This is a genomic window from Bacillus coreaensis (genome assembly GCF_050586445.1).
GTDB lineage: Bacteria > Bacillota > Bacilli > Bacillales > Cytobacillaceae > Robertmurraya_A > Robertmurraya_A coreaensis.
Genome location: NZ_JBOCCY010000011.1, coordinates 127068 through 144949 on the forward strand (window position 1 = coordinate 127068; position 17882 = coordinate 144949).

The 17882-nt window shown below is 37.7% G+C and carries 19 protein-coding genes and 1 riboswitch; of the genes, 9 read left to right on the forward strand and 10 right to left on the reverse strand.

Annotated features, from left to right (window positions below):
- Positions 1-18 precede the first annotated feature (18 nt).
- Both ACQ5H4_RS16605 and ACQ5H4_RS16610 read right to left on the reverse strand, forming a co-directional pair.
- A complete protein-coding gene (locus ACQ5H4_RS16605; RefSeq protein ID WP_430776106.1) occupies positions 19-1104 on the reverse strand; it encodes a tetraprenyl-beta-curcumene synthase family protein in 1086 nt (361 codons plus the stop codon).
- A gap of 14 nt (positions 1105-1118) precedes the next feature.
- On the reverse strand, positions 1119-1922 hold the full coding sequence (locus tag ACQ5H4_RS16610) for an alpha/beta hydrolase (protein ID WP_430776107.1): 804 nt from the start codon (positions 1920-1922) through the stop codon (positions 1119-1121).
- A gap of 86 nt (positions 1923-2008) precedes the next feature.
- Here ACQ5H4_RS16610 and ACQ5H4_RS16615 point away from each other — a divergent pair, with 86 nt between their 5' ends.
- Positions 2009-2521, forward strand: a complete 513-nt coding sequence (locus ACQ5H4_RS16615) for a gamma carbonic anhydrase (protein WP_430776108.1) — start codon at positions 2009-2011, stop codon at positions 2519-2521.
- A 90-nt stretch (positions 2522-2611) separates the two neighbouring features.
- Positions 2612-3478: a C39 family peptidase gene (locus ACQ5H4_RS16620; RefSeq protein ID WP_430776109.1), complete on the forward strand. Its 867-nt coding sequence runs from the start codon at positions 2612-2614 to the stop codon at positions 3476-3478.
- Here the strand turns inward: ACQ5H4_RS16620 and asnB are convergent, their stop codons facing one another.
- Both asnB and metK read right to left on the reverse strand, forming a co-directional pair.
- Positions 3479-5374, reverse strand: a complete 1896-nt coding sequence (asnB, locus tag ACQ5H4_RS16625) for an asparagine synthase (glutamine-hydrolyzing) (protein WP_430776110.1) — start codon at positions 5372-5374, stop codon at positions 3479-3481.
- A gap of 243 nt (positions 5375-5617) precedes the next feature.
- The gene (gene metK, locus ACQ5H4_RS16630) at positions 5618-6820 is read right to left on the reverse strand and encodes a methionine adenosyltransferase (RefSeq protein ID WP_430776111.1); all 1203 of its coding nucleotides are present in this window, start codon (positions 6818-6820) and stop codon (positions 5618-5620) included.
- Between the two features lie 229 nt (positions 6821-7049).
- Positions 7050-7188: riboswitch (SAM riboswitch) on the reverse strand.
- A gap of 345 nt (positions 7189-7533) precedes the next feature.
- Between metK and pckA the strand changes: the two genes are divergently transcribed.
- Entirely contained in the window at positions 7534-9120 is a 1587-nt protein-coding gene (gene pckA, locus ACQ5H4_RS16635) for a phosphoenolpyruvate carboxykinase (ATP) (protein WP_430776112.1), read from the forward strand.
- Between the two features lie 37 nt (positions 9121-9157).
- Here pckA and ACQ5H4_RS16640 read toward each other — a convergent pair whose 3' ends face one another.
- Both ACQ5H4_RS16640 and ACQ5H4_RS16645 read right to left on the reverse strand, forming a co-directional pair.
- Positions 9158-9400 carry a DUF2584 domain-containing protein gene (locus ACQ5H4_RS16640; RefSeq protein WP_430776113.1) on the reverse strand — a complete coding sequence of 81 codons (243 nt, stop codon included), beginning with the start codon at positions 9398-9400 and terminating at the stop codon, positions 9158-9160.
- A gap of 34 nt (positions 9401-9434) precedes the next feature.
- Positions 9435-10214 carry an alpha/beta hydrolase family protein gene (locus ACQ5H4_RS16645; protein WP_430776114.1) on the reverse strand — a complete coding sequence of 260 codons (780 nt, stop codon included), beginning with the start codon at positions 10212-10214 and terminating at the stop codon, positions 9435-9437.
- Positions 10215-10346: 132 nt separating this feature from the next.
- On the opposite strand from ACQ5H4_RS16645, the gene ACQ5H4_RS16650 reads away from it, so the two are divergent.
- The 3 genes from ACQ5H4_RS16650 to ACQ5H4_RS16660 are packed head-to-tail and all read left to right on the forward strand — an operon-like array spanning position 10347 to position 12933.
- The gene (locus tag ACQ5H4_RS16650; RefSeq protein ID WP_430776115.1) at positions 10347-11342 is read left to right on the forward strand and encodes an ABC transporter substrate-binding protein; all 996 of its coding nucleotides are present in this window, start codon (positions 10347-10349) and stop codon (positions 11340-11342) included.
- Between the two features lie 27 nt (positions 11343-11369).
- Complete coding sequence (locus ACQ5H4_RS16655; protein ID WP_430776116.1) at positions 11370-12137, forward strand: ABC transporter ATP-binding protein; 768 nt, start codon at positions 11370-11372, stop codon at positions 12135-12137.
- Positions 12127-12933 carry an ABC transporter permease gene (locus ACQ5H4_RS16660; protein WP_430776117.1) on the forward strand — a complete coding sequence of 269 codons (807 nt, stop codon included), beginning with the start codon at positions 12127-12129 and terminating at the stop codon, positions 12931-12933. Before ACQ5H4_RS16655 ends, ACQ5H4_RS16660 begins: the two co-directional genes overlap by 11 nt.
- Positions 12934-12963: 30 nt before the next feature.
- Here the strand turns inward: ACQ5H4_RS16660 and ytkD are convergent, their stop codons facing one another.
- Together ytkD and ACQ5H4_RS16670 are read right to left on the reverse strand one after the other, a co-directional pair.
- A complete protein-coding gene (gene ytkD, locus ACQ5H4_RS16665; RefSeq protein WP_430776118.1) occupies positions 12964-13434 on the reverse strand; it encodes an RNA deprotection pyrophosphohydrolase in 471 nt (156 codons plus the stop codon).
- Positions 13435-13576: 142 nt separating this feature from the next.
- A complete protein-coding gene (locus tag ACQ5H4_RS16670; protein WP_430776119.1) occupies positions 13577-13906 on the reverse strand; it encodes a hydrolase in 330 nt (109 codons plus the stop codon).
- Positions 13907-14071: 165 nt separating this feature from the next.
- Between ACQ5H4_RS16670 and ACQ5H4_RS16675 the strand changes: the two genes are divergently transcribed.
- The gene (locus ACQ5H4_RS16675) at positions 14072-14329 is read left to right on the forward strand and encodes a DUF6154 family protein (protein WP_119709552.1); all 258 of its coding nucleotides are present in this window, start codon (positions 14072-14074) and stop codon (positions 14327-14329) included.
- A gap of 70 nt (positions 14330-14399) precedes the next feature.
- On the opposite strand, the gene ACQ5H4_RS16680 is transcribed toward ACQ5H4_RS16675, so the two are convergent.
- Both ACQ5H4_RS16680 and ACQ5H4_RS16685 read right to left on the reverse strand, forming a co-directional pair.
- Positions 14400-15395 (reverse strand): methyl-accepting chemotaxis protein, encoded by a 996-nt coding sequence (locus ACQ5H4_RS16680; RefSeq protein WP_430776120.1) that lies wholly within the window; start codon positions 15393-15395, stop codon positions 14400-14402.
- Positions 15396-15568: 173 nt separating this feature from the next.
- Positions 15569-16015 carry a Dps family protein gene (locus ACQ5H4_RS16685; RefSeq protein ID WP_430776121.1) on the reverse strand — a complete coding sequence of 149 codons (447 nt, stop codon included), beginning with the start codon at positions 16013-16015 and terminating at the stop codon, positions 15569-15571.
- A gap of 150 nt (positions 16016-16165) precedes the next feature.
- On the opposite strand from ACQ5H4_RS16685, the gene ytzI reads away from it, so the two are divergent.
- Both ytzI and cls read left to right on the forward strand, forming a co-directional pair.
- Complete coding sequence (ytzI, locus tag ACQ5H4_RS16690; RefSeq protein ID WP_430776122.1) at positions 16166-16324, forward strand: YtzI protein; 159 nt, start codon at positions 16166-16168, stop codon at positions 16322-16324.
- A 10-nt stretch (positions 16325-16334) separates the two neighbouring features.
- Positions 16335-17783, forward strand: coding sequence for a cardiolipin synthase (gene cls / locus ACQ5H4_RS16695; RefSeq protein WP_430776123.1), 1449 nt, complete (start codon positions 16335-16337; stop codon positions 17781-17783).
- Positions 17784-17882: the final 99 nt, after the last annotated feature.

Below are 17882 nucleotides of genomic sequence, written 5' to 3' on the forward strand. Positions count from 1 at the left end.
AATTGATTTCAGACTGTTTTACTGTGTTCGAGCTCGAAATATATTCCATTTTTGTACGGAGCGATACAAACGTCCATTGATATAGAAGAATAAACCAACGGGACCTGAGTTCCATATCATTGTTCGTGAAAGCTTTCTTACTCCTTTTTGATTACGTACTTTATCATCTGATAAATAAATACCTAATAAACCTCGGTTAATCAACTGATGAAACCTTTTATATGGGAGATTTTCAATGTGGCGATCTGCTTCATTTACAAAATGATTAAGTCGTTCGAACAGCGCTTTTTCATCTTTATAGTAAAAACAAAAATTAAGATCTCCACCATCTAAATCCTCTTCCTGATCGATAAAGTAATCCAGTAGAATATGTAATCCCTGCACATAAGGGAAATAACCTTCACGAATGGAATCTGCATGGTGATGAGCAAATCTTTCGCTCATAGCAAATGAAACAAGGCAGAATATTCCTAAGGTAGAACCGGAGCAAGCAGAAAATTCATACCATTCCATTTCAGGTATTTTGCTACTATGCTTACCAAACCAATTTTTCAGTCGGGGAATTCGTTCTTCGTGTTGAACATGCTTATGGATTTGTAAATCGCAATAATAATGGCATAACTCAAGCAAGTGTTCTCGTATCATTTCGTACTTATCTACCCCTGCAAGGACCTCCTGACAAGTTGCCACTAGGTCATGTAAATACCCTCCATCATCCTGGTCTTCCCGATGCTCATAATAATTCTTCTGCACTTTCCCAACGGTAAGAGCATGTTCCATTGATTCATGCAACGTCGCAAAATCGATCGGATCAAGAGAAGTACTCCGGTCACATAAATTATCTAAATAATCACTAATCGTCTGATATGCAACGATAAAACGAATGGCTTCTTCATACCGGTCCATTCCCATTAAAGAAAGAATTCCACCGCCCTCACAATGAAAGGTTTTGTGTTCAATGCTAGCTAGTGCTTGCCTCCGAAGCTCTAGATTCGGGATTTCTTTTGCTCGTGCCTTCCACCCATTCAGTTCTCTATGTACAGCAGGTAGAACCTTCCTATACACTTCCGTCATTAAGCTGATGGGCATTGTTGGAACACTCATGTATTTCACCTCACTCACACAATATATCCTAGTCCTTTTAATTGACCTTCTACGAAATCTTTAACATATAAAAATACTTCTTCCCGTTCTGGTTCATTAAACACTTCATGATAGCACTTTGGCCATTCCTTGAAACGTTTCTCCGATAGTGGGACAGAGTTGAACCAACTTCTTACCTTCTCTTTATCTACGATCCTGTCATCCCCACTTTGAACAACCAATAATGGGGTGTCCTGAGTTCTTTTAATCATTGCGAATGCATTCTTCATCGCCTCTTCTAGCTCACGATACCAGCGTACCGATATCTTTTTTACATATAAAGTGTCTTTAAGGTCCAATTCTCTTACATCTTCATTTCTCGTCACCATATCCAAAGAAATTCCAGAAGATACTCGTAAAGCTGGGAACACTTTATTTAAAATAAAGGTTGCCGCGTGTAAGATAGGAGAAGGCTTGTTCACTAAACCTAAGCAAGGAGATGAAAGAATGACACCAGCTACATTTAATCGCTCTTTTTGTAGAAGCCTTAGTGTAATCAGTCCTCCCATGCTATGACCAATTAAGAATACTGGTAAATCAAATTGATAGGATGCATCAATCCACTTTTTTACTTCATCCACATACTCTTCGAATGAATCGATATGCCCTCTTCTTGATCTTGTCGTTAATCCATGACCAGGCAAATCACCCATGACGACATGAAAGCCCGAGTTTCTCCACTGCTCAATAAGCCAACCGTATCTTCTATGATGCTCCATCGCCCCATGAACAATAACAATAACGGCTCTGGCATTCCCTTCCGCTTCCCATTTCCACATATGTATTGCCCCTTCTAAAAAAAGTATAAGAAAAATTTCTATAAATTCGTTATAGTAAATATATGATTACATAAAGGAGGATGTTTATGATTTATCCTTACCATGATAAAACCCCAAAAATTGCTGAGACTGCGTACCTTGCTGATTATACGACGGTAACTGGAGATGTTGTCATTGGTGACCAAACAAGTATATGGTTTGGTACGGTTATCCGCGGTGATGTTGCCCCGACAATTATTGGGAACCGCGTGAACATTCAGGATAACTCTATTTTACACCAAAGTCCAAATAATCCGCTCATAATTGAAGACGAAGTCACCATCGGTCACCAAGTGATTTTACATAGCTGCACCATCCGAAAGAAAGCTTTAGTTGGAATGGGTTCTATTATACTAGATCAGGCAGAAATTGGCGAAGGTGCATTCATTGGAGCCGGCAGTTTAGTTCCTCAAGGAAAGAAAATTCCGCCGAACACGCTTGCGTTTGGTCGCCCTGCCAAGGTGATTCGTGAGTTAACTGAGGAAGACATAAAAGATCGTGATAGAATCATGAACCAATACGTAGAAAAAGGCCAATACTACAAATCGATACAAAAATAAGAAATCTTAGAAAAAGTATCTTGAAACTAGAGGAAATATGCCGATATAACTAATATAGAATGCTAACTACATGTTGTATCGGTGGTGCTTATGACTACACTAATCATTTTAATAGGGATTTTAATTATCTTACTATTTATTTTTACACATCTTATAAAGAAAAGTCCTTCTCTTAAAACTTCTTTTTCAATTATTGGAATGGTTTTACTAGGGTTCTTCATCTTATTTATTGCACAAACCCCACATATTGCCGAAGCCGTTGGTCGAATGAAGACCTGGGTACATGCCCCATTACGTTCGACGAACACTTTTAACGATGATCGGGTTGACCTTACGATTATCCCGTTAGAACAAACCGTTCTCTTAGATGCACCAGTCATCAACCAACTACCTGAACTTCCACGCGGCTGTGAAGTTACGAGTTTAGCCATGCTACTACAATACGCAAATATTTCAGTAGATAAGATGACTCTTGCTAAAGAAATCATAAAAGACACTACAGCCTACAAGGTCTCTGGTGGAAAAGTTTACTACGGTCATCCTAATGACGGATTTGTAGGGAGCATGTATACAAAAGAACTACCTGGTTTAGGCGTGTACCATAAACCCATTAAAGAACTAGCTGAGAAATATTTACCTGGACAAATTGATGATTTAACCGGTTCACCTTTTAATGATTTAAAAATACACCTTTCTGACAAGCGTCCTGTCTGGGTGATCACCAACACCTCTTTTAAAAAGCTGTCATCCAATCAATTTGTGACCTGGCACACTCCGAGTGGTGTTATTGATATTACCTACAAAGAACACTCTGTTTTATTAACAGGCTTTGATCAGGATTATGTATACTTTAACGATCCATTAACAGGGGAAAAAAATAAAAAAGCACCCATAATGGATTTTGAAGAATCCTGGGTGCAAATGGGAAGTCAGGCAATTACCTACCTCCCACACTAATTAGCTTTGTAATACTTTTTCCGCTAAGTATTCCTTCTCGAAGGAATACTTTTTTTCTACATATACCTGATGCCACACCATAAACATGAGCACAGTCCAAATCTTTCTACTATTATCGGCTTTTCCTTGGCAGTGATCCTCAAGCAATTGAAGTACATACGTTTTATTTAATAAATAATCTGTATCACTTTCTCTTATAATGGTCTTTGCCCATTCATTCATCTCAGCCTTTAACCAGTGACGGATTGGAACCGGGAAGCCTAGCTTTTTACGATTAAGAACATGTTCTGGTACAATTCCTTCTGCTGCTTTTCTAAGAACATACTTCGTTGTTCCGTTGGCTGTTTTTAAACTTGTTGGAATTTTAGAAGCAACCTCAAAAACGGCTTTATCTAAAAATGGGACACGAAGCTCTAACGAATGAGCCATGGTCATTTTGTCAGCCTTCAATAAAATATCTCCACGCATCCATGTGTGAATATCAATATACTGCATACGGTCAACTGGATCGTAGCCTTCACTTTCTTTATAAAGAGGCTTTGTAATATTGGTGAAATCTAAACCTTTGTTATACGTATTTAGAAGATCACTCTTTTCAAGCTCACTAAACATTTTTGCATTTCCGATATAACGTTCTTCTAAAGGAGTCAAACCACGTTCAATAAAGCTCTTCCCGCGCATTCCCTCTGGCATCATTTTCGCTAGCAAACGCAAAAACGCTTTTCCAACCTGTGGAATTTTATTAAACACCTCTAGACTCTGAGGCTCTCTATAAATATTGTAGCCACCAAATAGCTCATCTGCACCTTCTCCAGATAAAACCACCGTCACGTGCTTACGAGCTTCACGTGCCACAAAATATAAAGGGACACAAGCAGGGTCTGCAAGCGGATCGTCCATATGCCACATAATTTTCGGTACTTCATGCATATACTCTTCCGGAGTAATGATATAACTAATATTTTCTACTCCAAGCTTATCAGCCGTTTCCTTAGCAACATCAATTTCACTAAACCCATTATGATCAAAACCTACAGAAAATGTCTTAATCGCCGGATGGAATTCTTTTGCAATGGAAGCAATGATTGAAGAGTCAATTCCACCAGAAAGGAAAGAACCAACTGGCACATCACTTCTCATATGAATTTTGACAGAATCAAAAAGAACATCTTTAATTTCCTTTACAAAATCACTCTCTGATTTTCTTACTGGATGGAAATGTGCCTTCCAATAACGCTTAATTTCCATTTCAGATCCGATTTTTTTTGTAAAGTAGTGTCCTGGTTCTAATTTTGAAATTCCTTCTGACATCGTATAAGGCTCAGGAACAAACTGATACGTTAAGTAATACTGTAAAGAATCATAGTTCAATACATCATTTTGTAGAGCAAGTAAAATACTCTTTTTCTCCGATGCAAAGAATGTCTTTTCCCCGTCATCAAAATAGAAGAAAGGCTTGATTCCGAATGAATCACGTGCTCCATAAAGCGTCTTCTCAACTTTATCCCAAATTACAAAGGCAAACATTCCACGAAGCTTCTCCACAGCTTTTTCCTTCAGATGGCTATACAAAGCAATAATTACTTCTGTATCTGAGCTTGTTGCAAAGGTGATTCCTTCTGCCAATAGTTCTTCTCTTAACTCTACATAGTTATAAATTTCACCGTTAAAAATAATCCAGTATCTTTCGTTTTCAAAATGAAGGGGTTGATGCCCGCTTTCTATATCAATGATACTTAAACGACGAAACCCAAATTGAACATGAGAATCATAGAAATATCCGTCATCATCAGGTCCGCGATGCGTAATCACATTATTCATATTTTCAAATTGTTGTTTTTGTCCATCACTAAACACTTGCGATTTGTCATGAACACATCCAATAAAACCACACATGTATGTAACTCACCTACTCCGTTCTTACGAGTTTAATCTTCCATTCAGAAAGAATACCTATTAATACTACCATTAAAATTATCTAATCGCACTGTCAAATTGACCATTTCCTAAAAATTCAAGCTTACTACCCATTGTTTACATCCCTTTTTGCTTCTAAACCACCATACCCTTATAGACGAAAAGAAAAACCGGGAGTTACAAATTTTCTGTAACTCCCGGCTGAATTTTTACTATTTAAAATTATCTTTCAAGAGCTTCTTTACGAAGTGTATCAGCTTTATCTGTACGCTCCCATGGAAGATCTACATCTGTACGACCAAAGTGACCATAAGCAGCTGTTTGCTTATAGATAGGACGTCTTAAATCAAGCATATTAATGATTCCAGCTGGACGAAGATCGAAGTTATTACGAACTACTTCAATAAGAACTTCTTCACTTATTTCGCTAGTACCAAATGTATCAATAGAGATAGATACTGGATGTGCAACACCAATTGCGTAGGCAAGCTGTACTTCCACTTTATCTGCTAGACCTGCAGCAACAAGATTCTTTGCTACATAACGAGCAGCATAAGCAGCTGAACGGTCAACCTTTGTAGGATCCTTACCAGAGAATGCACCGCCACCGTGACGAGCATATCCACCGTACGTATCAACAATAATCTTACGTCCTGTTAATCCAGCATCACCTTGTGGTCCACCGATAACGAAACGACCTGTTGGGTTAATGAAATACTTTGTATTTTCATCAATTAACTCTTCTGGTACAACAGGGTTAATAACATACTCTTTAAGATTACGTTGAATTTGCTCCAACGTTACTTCAGGGTGGTGCTGGGTTGAAATTACAATTGTATCAATTCGAACTGGTTTATTATTTTCATCGTACTCAACTGTAACTTGAGTTTTTCCATCAGGACGAAGGTAAGGAAGAATATCATCCTTACGAACTTCAGTTAATCTACGAGCTAGTTTATGTGCTAAAGAAATCGGAAGAGGCATAAGCTCCTTTGTCTCGTTACAAGCAAAACCAAACATTAACCCTTGGTCACCTGCTCCAATTGCATCGATTTCTTCATCAGACATTGATCCTTCACGCGCTTCAAGTGCTTGGTCAACTCCCATTGCAATATCAGCTGATTGCTCATCAATTGAAGTTAAAACCGCACATGTTTCAGAATCGAAACCATATTTTGCACGAGTGTACCCAATTTCCTTAATGGTTTCACGAACAATCTTTGGAATATCTACGTATGTAGAGGTTGTAATTTCCCCAGCAACTAATACTAACCCAGTTGTTACTGACGTTTCTGCAGCAACACGAGCATTTGCGTCTTTTGCTAAAATAGCATCTAAAATTGAGTCTGAAATTTGGTCACTGATTTTATCTGGATGACCTTCAGTAACTGACTCGGATGTAAATAAACGACGTTTTTTTGACATCTCCTGACCTCCTATTTATTTATACTTGAGAAAAAGGTATGCTTATTATATCAACATAAACAAAACCTTCCATTTGATACGGAACTCATTCCCTAAGTAGTATGAAATAAACATGCCATTTTTATTATGAAGGTTTGAAAAATTACCCACCCAAATAAAAACTTTATGCAAAATAAAAAACCTTCCCTGCTTGAGGAAAGGGTGATAGCAAAGTAATTTGCGCCTTTCGCTCTTATCGTTCAAGGACTAAAATCCTTGCCTCAGGTTAGCACCTTCTCTTTTATATTAATTACAGTCATCGTAATTAATTATTAAAGCAGGTTGCTGGGTTTCATAGGGCCTGTCCCTCCACCAGCTCGGGATAAGAGAGTATCCGTTCAATGTAGAATAATACCGTATCACGTCAAATACTGTCAATATCTTTATGAAAAATAGTTGGTTCATTCTTTAAATAATGAGCAACTGTTATCTTCACATTTCCATTGACACTTAGCATCATATAACACGATCGTTCCCATTTGAATTTGTCCCTTCTTTTAATAGTATAGACTATTGACTCCCATTCATCGTTTTATGTAATAAAAAGGCTTAAAAATAGGTCGAATACGATGTTTTTTCTTGCACCCTCTAATATTTTTATAAATAGTATAGACTAATTAAGTTAATGTGTTATACTAATTAAAAAATAACAAATAAAGGTAGGTAGTCATCAGATGAACTCTGTCCGTATTTCTAACCAATTAAGCGAATTGTTAGCCTCTGGTCATGTGCATGTGCAACTATCTGTACCACAATTAGTCGAAAAGGTTCTTACTAGAAACGAAGGAGTCTTAACTTCGACAGGAGCTGTTCGAGCAACAACAGGAAAATATACTGGTCGGTCTCCAAAAGACAAATACATTGTTGAAGAAGCCTCTACAAAGGACAAGATTGATTGGGGAGCTGTTAACCAACCAATCTCTCAAGAAGTGTTCGATCGTTTATATAATAAAGTACTAAGTTACTTGAAAGATAGAGATGAGTTATTTGTTTTCAAAGGGTTTGCTGGCGCAGATAAGAAACATCGTCTACCCATTCAAGTGATCAACGAGTTTGCATGGCATAATCTATTTGCCCATCAGTTATTCATTAGACCAACAGCAGAAGAGCTTTTGACTCATGAAGAACAATTCACAGTCATATCTGCTCCAAACTTTAAAGCAGACCCTATTATTGATGGTACCAAGTCTGAGACTTTTATTATAGTCTCTTTTGAAAGAAAGACCGTATTAATCGGTGGCACAGAATATGCAGGCGAGATGAAGAAATCCATTTTCTCTATCATGAACTACTTATTGCCTGAAAATAATATTCTACCTATGCACTGCTCAGCAAATGTCGGCGTTGAAGGGGATGTCGCTTTATTCTTTGGCTTATCAGGAACAGGTAAAACGACCTTATCTGCTGATGCAAACCGACGCCTAATCGGAGATGATGAGCACGGCTGGTCAGCTAACGGTGTCTTTAATATTGAAGGAGGCTGCTACGCTAAGTGCATTAACCTTTCAAGAGAAAAAGAACCTCAAATCTTCGACGCCATTCATTTTGGATCTGTGTTAGAGAATGTCGTACTGAATAAAGAAACACGAGTCGCTGACTATGATGATGGAACATTAACTGAGAATACACGCGCTGCTTATCCTATCCAATCTATAAGCAATATCGTGGATCCAAGTGTCGCTGGACATCCAAATACCATTATATTCCTTACAGCAGATGCTTTCGGGGTACTGCCTCCTATTGCAAAGCTATCTAAGGAACAAGCGATGTACCATTTCTTAAGCGGATACACATCAAAACTTGCTGGTACGGAACAAGGAATCACTTCACCGCAAGCAACATTTTCAACTTGCTTCGGCTCCCCTTTCCTACCATTAGAAGCAACTCGCTATGCAGAAATGCTAGGGTCCAAGATTGACGAACATAATGCGAAGGTTTATCTAGTGAATACAGGCTGGACTGGTGGCGAGTATGGAGTCGGAAGTAGAATGAAGCTATCATACACCCGCTCCATGGTACAGGCCGCTCTCGAAGGGGAACTAAACCATGTAGAAACAAGTAAAGATCCTATTTTCGGATTGGAGATTCCCCTTCATGTTCCTGGTGTTCCGGATGATGTTCTTCAGCCAAACCGAACATGGGCTGACCAAGAAGCGTACCAGATTAAAGCGAACGAATTAGCCACTAAATTCAAAGATAACTTCAAAAAATTCGCAAATGTTTCAGTACAGATTATCGAAGAAGGCGGTCCTTTAGTATAATTTTTAAAAAAGAGCGTAATCAGTCGATTACGCTCTTTTAATTAGATGAATGTAAGGATATCAATTGATACTCGATCGTCGTTTTTTCACTTTCTAAGATTACTTTTTTAATTTTTGCCATGCCACTTACTTCCCCATCCATCGTTCTTCTTACCTCGACAGGAATGTCTATTGGATATAAGCGATATCCTTCTTTGGTTATTGTAAACAGGTTTTCCTCTAGTCGCTTTTCTCTACCCTTAGTAACAATCATTGTATTAAGTTCTAATGGCATACCCATAATTCTCCACTCCTTTTCTTATATTTTATCATTATTATGACTGTTTTTTCATCCATTGAGTTAAGTCTGTCACAACTTTTCGGTTAATACTTGGAGGAAAATAATGTGTCAACTCCTCAAAATACCAGCTCTCTACTGAACGACGTTTATCCTTTAATCTCTCTTCCAATCTTCGCGCATGGTCCACACTTACATTTTGATCCTTCGATCCATGAATGATTAAAGTTGGACATCGCAATTGTTCAATATCATACAATGGAGTGCGAAATTTATATCTTTCTGGATATTTCGTCGGTGTACCACCAATGACTCTCTTCATCATCCTTCTCAAATCTTCTCTTTCCATATATGTAAGATTCATATCACTTACTCCACCCCAGGTAACGAGAGAGGCCGTATCAGGAAACTTGATGGCAGTTAATAATGCCATCACCCCACCACGAGAGAACCCAAATACATGTACCCTTTTCACTCTCGAATGCTGCTGTAAGATACGATACCCAGCAAATGCATCTTCTCGATCATCTCCAGCAAAATCTTCATTTCCTTCTCCTCCTTGATTTCCTCGGTAGTAGGGGGCAAATACAATAAAGCCTTCCGAAGCAAATTGCACCAACCTAGATGGCCTTACCTTTCCTACACTTTTTATTCCACCCCTTAAATATAAAAAACCCTCTAAAGGCTCCTCTCCTTTAGGTTCTGCTAACATTCCTTTCACCTTATATCCTTCCGAATAATACGTTATGATCGATAACTCGACATGCGGATGAGGCGAAGGAAACCTCTCCATATCAACAATTTCAAGAGTATACATACCTTCTGTTACACTTCCTTACACATGTTTTTAATCTAGGCATTCACACATTTTTTTCGACTTCATACGATATGTTAGGCTCACAAACCATTCACATAAAAAAGTTTATCTATTAAGGAGGTTATCCATAAAATGAAAAAGTCATTTAAGATTTTCTTTTCCATGTTCTTAGTTGTCATTCTCATTATACCAATTGCTGCCTGCAGCAAGGAAGAAGTCCAAAAAGTACGCATTGGTGAAGTAACCCGTTCCATTTTCTATGCTCCTGAATATGTTGCGATAGAAAAAGGGTTTTTTGAAGAAGAAGGATTAGATGTTGAGTTAACCACTACCTCAGGTGGAGACAAGACAATGACTGCCTTGTTATCAAATAGTATTGATGTTGCTCTTGTTGGTTCTGAAACATCTATTTACGTTTATGCTCAAGAAGCAAATGACCCAGTCATCAACTTTGCCCAGCTAACACAAACAGATGGTACTTTCCTTGTATCTCGTGAAAAAATTGATAACTTTTCGTGGGAGATGTTGAAAGGATCCACCTTTTTAGGTCAAAGAAAAGGCGGTATGCCACAAATGGTTGGAGAATTCGTTCTAAAACAACACGGTATTGATCCACATAACGACCTGAACCTGATCCAAAATATTGATTTTGCCAATATTTCCAGTGCCTTTGCCTCTGGAACGGGCGACTTTGTTCAGCTTTTCGAACCAACTGCAAGTGTGTTTGAACAGGAAGGAAGAGGCCATATTGTCGCTTCATTCGGTACAGAGTCAGGCATGGTACCATATACAACATTTATGTCAAAAGAAAGCTATATGACGGAAAACAAAGAAACCGTTGAAAAATTCGCAAGAGCCATTTATAAAGCACAAAAATGGGTAGCTGAAAATTCTGCAAGAGATATTGCAGAAGCCATTTCTCCTTACTTCGAGGATACAGACTTAGCTTTAATTGAGACGGTGGTTGACCGTTACAAGAGTCAGGGCTCTTACGCAACAAACCCAGTGCTTGATGAAGCAGAGTGGGAAAACCTTCAAAATATTATGGACGAAGCAGGCGAGTTACCTAAGAGAGTGGATCACAGTGTGCTTGTAAATACCCAAATTGCCGAAGAGGTAATGAAATAAAATCATTAAATTTCGAGGTGGCCGACTATGAGCTTATTAAAGCTAAAACATATTCATCACACGTATTTTACTAAGACCTCAGCTACAACGGCCCTCTCCGACATTTCACTCGAAGTCGAGGAAGGAGAATTCATTTCCTTCCTTGGTCCGAGCGGATGCGGAAAAACAACCCTACTTTCTATCATAGCAGGATTATTTCAACCGACAGAGGGTACCATCCTGCTTGAGAATCAATCTGTTAACAAATCTAAGAAAAAGATCGGTTATATGCTACAGCAAGATTATTTATTTCCTTGGAAAACCATCGAGGAAAATATATTGCTTGGTTTAAAAATTTTTGGAATTGAGGACAGTACTAGGAAGGAATATGCCTTCTCTCTCCTTGAAGAAATGGGATTAAAGGGCTATGAAAAACAATATCCGAAGCAACTCTCTGGCGGAATGAGACAAAGGGTTGCACTCGTTAGAACCTTAGTAACGGAACCGAAGCTACTTATGCTAGATGAACCATTTTCTGCATTAGATTATCAAACAAAGCTTCGACTCGAGGACCTTGTGTCTGAGACATTAAAATCCTTCGGAAAAACAGCTATCCTTGTCACACATGATATTGGAGAAGCAATCGCCATGAGTGATCGAATTTATTTATTTTCTGCTAGTCCTGGGCAAATTCACAAATCATTTGAGGTTCCAAAGCAGTTAAGAGAACTCTCTCCTTTTCAAGCTAGAAATCACGAAATTTACACACAGTTATTCCAAGCTATATGGAAGGAGTTGGAGTCTCTTGAACAATAAGCAACCAGTGGAACTCCTTCACAAGAATTATATTAAAAAGCTAACATACGAGAAGAGATGGGTCCGTTTTTACCAATTTGTCATCTTCTTTGTATTTTTCCTAGGCTGGGAGATTGCGAGTAAGAAACAATGGATCGACCCATTAATTTTTAGTGCACCTTCTAAAATATGGGATTTACTCATTAAAAAGATTCAGGATGGTACACTTATGTTAGACCTAGGGTACACCCTATCAGAAACCGTACTTGGTTTTATTTTAGGAACACTTCTTGGAACCATTCTTGCTGCCATTCTCTGGTGGTCACCCTTCCTGTCAAAGGTACTTGACCCCTACTTAGTAATATTAAATGCCATGCCAAAGGTTGCTTTAGGTCCGATTTTAATCGTTGCACTCGGTCCGAGTATGATTTCTATTATTGCGATGGGTGCGATCATCTCGGTCATTATCACGACCATCGTCGTTTATACTGCCTTTAAAGAAGTGGATCCCAATTATATTAAGGTCCTTCAAACATTTGGTGCGACAAGGTCCCAATGCTTCAAAGAAGCCATACTTCCAGCTTGTTTCCCTACGATCATTTCAACACTAAAGGTGAATGTTGGACTCTCATGGGTTGGAGTTATCGTTGGAGAATTCCTTGTTTCGTCTAGAGGATTGGGTTACATGATCATTTATGGTTTTCAAGTATTTAATTTCACCCTTGTACTGCTCTCCTTACTTGTCATTGCCGTATTCGCAACAATCATGTACCAGTTGGTTGAACTGTTAGAGAGAAAATTGATTAAAAGTAACTAAAAGAGGCGAAGGATCATCCTTGCCTCTTTTCTACAGCAAATGTGTTTGTATGTAATGCAAACTCTTTTCAACTACAGAATCCTTCATAATAAAACTATATTCATCACTCAAACGATCACTTAGGTGGAGATCATCAATGAACACCGGCCCATCCGTTTCTAGAAAGTCCTCTTTCCTTACCAATTCCTTTATCTCCCCGTAGAAGATGGCTTTAACAAATCTCTCATCCCCGTTACGAACTTCATAATGGCCAATTCTCATTAACTTATTTAACACCCCGCCTGTCTCTTCGAACACTTCCCGGGTTGCAGCTTCCTCTAACGTTTCCCCACGTTCTACTTTCCCACCAGGAAATTCTAGCCCTCTTTCTTTATGCTTAGTCAGAACCCATCCATTTTTATATTTACTTAGAATAAGAACATGTTTCACAACAGTGCCAAACTTATTTTCTCCAAATGAAAGCAACACTTGTGCTCCTAAATGGTCCCTAAACATCTCCATGAACCCTTCACCCTTAATTTTCTATTTATTTACATAATAGCTGAAACCAATTGTTTTTCCAATCGTATATATGTAGATAATATTGAAGGGTATTAAGGATCCTGACAGAGTTTAGAATAAAAAACAACAAACCGCTTTCGAATTACGTAAGCGGTTTGTTATTTAATATGCCCATAGACTCAATATGCTTTTTAGCTTCATCGTCTCCAAGACGATAGATCATGTTATACACTTGAACCGTGATCGAATCATAGGCATCATTTTCTCTGTCATGATGATATTGAACATATGGAACGTGCGCACGGAAAAAATTTCCCCAGTCATTTGCATGATTTTGATCAAAATATTCACGAAGCTGAATGATTTCTTCATCTGTAGCTTCTATTTTAAAATTCCAAGGAGAGCTTGTTTTGCTTTGTGTGATTTCTCCTGTACTAACCGTAATATAGTACGTCTTTTTCTCATTATCCATAACCCACACTCCCTTTTTTATTATAATTTGCACAAGGAAATGATTTATTCCCTTTTTCCCAACACCTTATTGAAGAAAATTAAAGAATAGTTTACATATTTACGGGTATTGCTGAAGTATAATGATAACAATACCTTTATAATAAACATAAGGGAGGTGAAGAACGTGAAGCTTGTAGATGAAATATATGAGTTTTATCGGCACAAGTTAACAGGTGATGAAGAAGATATTGATATGCTTGCTTTTGCCTTTTTAGAGGAGTTAACTCAAGAGGATTTGCTTAATATCATTAAAGATCTCGATAAGCAAGAATTGTACGATTTAGTTGGTGTCTATCTAATTGAAGGATTGAAAGGGAAATTTGCTCAAGAAGAATACGGCCAACGGAAAATCCCTAACTTCCAACAACGGAACTTTCACTAACAGTACATAGAAGAAAACGAAAGCACATAGACAGAAGCTGACTAACCTAGTCAGCTTCCTTTATTTTACTCTAGATAGATTCAGCAACGATAACTGACCAACCTTTACCTTTATAGGCATTATAACCCTCTGTTAACGAGTATGCGAAAATTTGATTATCCTCGATCGTATACCCTCGGGTCTCTATTCCTGATAAAATATTTTGGACAGCTTTTAAATGAGTGAGCTTTGTTTTTAAAATTTCGGTACGGTCCTTAGATGCGATCACATAACCTTCTGAATTAATCGCATAAAGCTTGCTTTTTTCATCTGTTTGTACCCGGTCAATAATGTCATAAATGTACTCCCAGTTAAATCGGGTGGTGAATACGCCTATAACTTCTCCCACATCATTTCGAACAGGACTAGAATACCCCATTGTATACCCCTCCACAACGGAAGAATAATACATATCTGTGACGTACACATCATTTGTTTTTACCGTTTCTTGAAACCACTCCCGGTCACTCATATTCCGCCCTACTTGGCTTTGATTTTGAGCAGCAACCAGAATTTCTCCTGATAAGTCAACAACGAACAGATCGAAATACACTTCATAGATGTTATAGATATTTTTCATGAAGGCTTCCGCTGTCTTTTTCGAATCAGAGGTAGGCTGAAGTAAACATTCTTTTATCGCATCGAAGGTTGCCCATGCTTGAACATCACAATTTCTTTCAAATAAATTCCGATCGATTTTATCGATCGTATCATAAGCAATATCCACCGTTCTTAAAGCTATAATATTATTTGCCTTTGTTTGTATACTTTTGATAATACTCTCACTTGCTTTGCTAGAATCTAAGCAGTCTTGAGCAAACTTTTTAATCTCCTTTGCAACAACTGAAAATGCTCGTCCAGCTTCGCCTGCTCTTGCAGCCTCAATTCCAGAATTTAATGCTAATATATTGGATTTCATGGAGATGTCTTTAATATTTTGCATAACACCTTCCATTTTACTATTTTCCTGCTTTAATTCATTCATCAGCACGGATACATTTAAATTTTTCTCTTGAGTACTGACCATATCCACTCATTCCCCTCTCAAACCGAACCATAATGTTATGTTTTGTGACATGATATGATAAATAATATCACAATTTTGAAAATATTGTCGATTTGGAGAGTAGAAAATTTTAATATTTTATGAATCTTTTGTACCATAAAAAAAACAACCCTGTTCAGAGTTGTTTTTACAAATTAAACTGTTTCACCTAAGTACGCTTTTAACATCCATACATGTTTTTCTAATGTTGAATGAATTGCAAGGAACATATCACCTGTTGCCTCGTCGTTCATCTCTTCAGCAAGTGACATTCCGCTTTTTAGTTCTTCAATTAACAGAGAGAAATCAGTTGATAGGCTTTGAACCATTTCAATCGCCGATTCATTACCTGTGGACTCTTTGATGCTCGATTTCTCTAAATACTCCTTCATAGTAGCAAGGGGCTCTCCACCAATTGATAAGAGTCTTTCGGCTAATTCGTCAATATGAATAGCTGCCTCGTTATAAAATTCCTCAAATTTTGTATGCAGTGTAAAAAATTCTTTCCCTTTAATATACCAATGAAAATTATGTAGCTTGACAAATAACACACTCCAGTTAGAGATTTGGCTGTTCAACACATCATGTAATTTATTTTCCATAAGTGATCTCCTCCTATCATTATTATTCATGCCGTTACTCCCATTGTTATATTACCCAGAATGGACAAGATAAAACGTTTGGCCAAGTGACAAATAATTAAAGTTCTTAATCACACATGCTAAAATAGAATGGGAGAAAGGAGGAATAATATGATAACTGTTCTAATTATTTGTCTCATAATTGTTGGTATTGTCTTACTTTTATCGGTTGTCACCACTACAAAGGCCTATTCATATAAACATACCGTTGATTCACTTGAGGATAACCCAAATATACATAATGAAAGCGAACAAAAAAAAGAAGAGTGAGGGTATCTTAGTGAATATACTTTCTATTTTTGTTGGAATTATTTTCTTCCTAAATATTTTACTTGCTATCATTGTTATTTTTTTAGAGAGAAGAGATCCTAGTGCCACCTGGGCTTGGATTTTAGTACTATTTTTCATTCCTGTTCTAGGCTTTATCATGTATTTACTTTTTGGACAGAACTTGAGTAGGATGAAAATGTTTTATTGGGAAGATCGTGACAAAGTAGGAATAGAGTCTTTAATCGAAGAGCAGATTTCACAATTGAATCAAAGAAGCTTTCCTTTCCAAAATTCAACTGAGGAAAAAAGTCGTGACCTCATTCATATGCATTTAATTAATAATGCTGCCATGTTTTCTCGACATAACGACATTCAAATTTTTACTGATGGCAAAGAAAAATTCCACTCTCTCTTTCACGATATAGAGCACGCTCAAGATCATATCCATTTGCAATACTATATCATCAAAAACGACGAACTCGGCAGAAGGTTACTGAACGTTTTATCACAAAAGGCACGTGCTGGAGTAAAGGTCCGAGTTCTTTACGATGAGCTAGGTTCTCGATCATTAAGAAAGTCATTTTTCAAAGAGTTGCGTCGAGCTGGCGGAGAGGTAGAAGCCTTCTTCCCTTCAAAACTGCCTTTAATTAATTTGCGATTAAATTATCGTAATCATCGAAAGCTTGCTATCATTGATGGAAAAATCGGGTATGTTGGTGGATTCAATGTGGGAGATGAATACTTAGGTTTAAATAAAAGGTTCGGATACTGGCGAGATACACATGTTCGGATTGTCGGTGAAGCTGTACACCCCATACAAACTAGGTTTATTCTCGATTGGAATCAAGCTTCCTACCGTTACGATATTAACTATTCCCCACGATACTTCCAACAACCAGGAAATAGCGGGGAAGTTGGCTTACAAATTGTAACAAGCGGACCTGACTCAGAATGGGAACAAATAAAAAACGGGTATATAAAAATGATCTCATTAGCAAAAGATACCATTATCATTCAAACACCTTACTTTATTCCAGACTCTAGCCTCTTAGATGCATTAAGAATCGCTTCTTTATGTGGAGTCGATGTAAAAATTATGATTCCGAATAAGCCAGATCATATGTTTGTCTATTGGGCAACCTATTTTTATGTTGGAGAAATGCTGAAAGCTGGGGCAAAAATTTATATTTATGAAAAAGGATTTATCCATTCAAAATCCATTGTTGTGGACAATGAAATTGCTTCTGTTGGGACAGCGAATATTGATGTACGAAGCTTCCGGCTGAATTTTGAAGTAAATGCATTTATCTATAATAGAGAATTCTCTAACACACTAATGGATCAATTTTCTGAGGATATGAAGTCTTCAACGGAGCTAACACTTGAAAACTATATGAAAAGACCGGTGAAGATTCGTTTAAAAGAATCTGTATCAAGACTGCTATCTCCAATATTATAAGAAAAGCGCAAGCGCCCTGGTCAGCGCCGTATGGCCTGGAGCGCTCCAACTGAGATAAAGGAAACACGAAGAGCCAGAGGCGATTCGATGTTGACTTAT